The sequence below is a fragment of the Mesorhizobium sp. M0701 genome (genome assembly GCF_040320365.1).
Lineage (GTDB): Bacteria > Pseudomonadota > Alphaproteobacteria > Rhizobiales > Rhizobiaceae > Mesorhizobium.
The window spans coordinates 1-1,102 of sequence record NZ_JAMYPO010000116.1; the positions used below are offsets into that span (position 1 = coordinate 1).

The window sequence follows — 1,102 nt, forward strand, 5'->3', positions numbered from 1 at the left end:
GCGCAATCGACCTGGACACGAACAGTTACTCGGTTCCCTGGCGGCTGATCGGGGAGAGCGTCCAGGTCGTGGTGCTGGGCGGCCGCGTTATCGTGCGTCATGCGGGCGAGGTGGTGGCGGATCATGCCTTGTGCCGCGGACGTCGCCAACGGATTGTCGAGCGCGCGCATCTTGCCGGCGTGGTCGGCGCTGCTGCGCCGGTGCAATCGGCGCCGGCGGATATTGTTGCGCCTTCCGCTCTGTTGCGGCCGCTGGCCGAATATGAGGCACTGGTGGGAGGCAGCTGGTGATGACGACGGTCGATCACGAGATGCTGGTGGCTCAGCTCGACCGGCTGAAGCTGACCGCGATCCGGGACCAGCTCGATACGCTCCTGGACGAAGCGGCGCGTTCGCAAATGACCTTGCGCGAGGCTTTGGCCTTCCTCGTGACGCGCGAGATCGCGCGGCGCGACGAGCGGCGCATCTCCATGGCAGGCAAGATCGCGCAGTTCCCGTTTGTGCGCGAACTCGATGGCTTCGACTTCGACGCGCAGCCGTCGCTGGATCAGCGCCAAGTCCGGGAACTGGCGACCTGCCGCTGGATTGCCCATGGCGACACGGTCCTGTTCCTTGGACCTCCGGGTACGGGCAAGACACATCTGGCGGTGGCTCTCGGGCGCGAGGCGATCCGGCAGAACCATAGCGTCCAGTTCGTCACGGCGGCCACGCTCGTGGCGATGCTGGCCAAGGCCCATGACGACGGTTCACTCGAAAAGCAGCTGACGACCCTGTCGCGGCCGAAACTGTTGATCATCGACGAGCTCGGCTATCTCCCGTTCGAAGCCAATGCCGCGCATCTGTTCTTCCAGCTGGTGTCGCGGCGTTATGAGCGGGGATCGATCCTGATCACCTCCAACCGCTCGGTGGGCGAATGGGGCAGCGTGTTTGGCGATCCCGTGGTGGCAACGGCGATCCTTGATCGCCTGCTTCATCATTCGACAGTGATAACCATCCGTGGCGACAGCTACCGGCTTCGCGAAAAGCGGGGGGGTGGGGAGTCAAATTAGGGGAGCAGGGCCCCCCAAAACCCCCCCACCACCACCCACCAAAAAGAAGGGGAT

Annotated in this window: 2 protein-coding genes; both read left to right on the forward strand. The window is 64.4% G+C overall.

The features are described 5' to 3' along the window. On the forward strand, nucleotides 1-290 hold a 290-nt coding region (locus tag NKI24_RS35760), incomplete at its 5' end, for a Mu transposase domain-containing protein (RefSeq protein ID WP_502901518.1). Beyond that, entirely contained in the window at nucleotides 290-1,048 is a 759-nt protein-coding gene (gene istB, locus NKI24_RS35765) for an IS21-like element helper ATPase IstB (RefSeq protein WP_352750900.1), read from the forward strand. The genes NKI24_RS35760 and istB, both read left to right, overlap by 1 nt. Nucleotides 1,049-1,102: the final 54 nt, after the last annotated feature.

What these genes read in the sequence shown, in the direction of transcription:
- istB (WP_352750900.1), top strand. Translation starts at nt 290, where the DNA reads ATGACGACGGTCGATCACGAGATGCTGGTGGCTCAGCTCGACCGGCTG.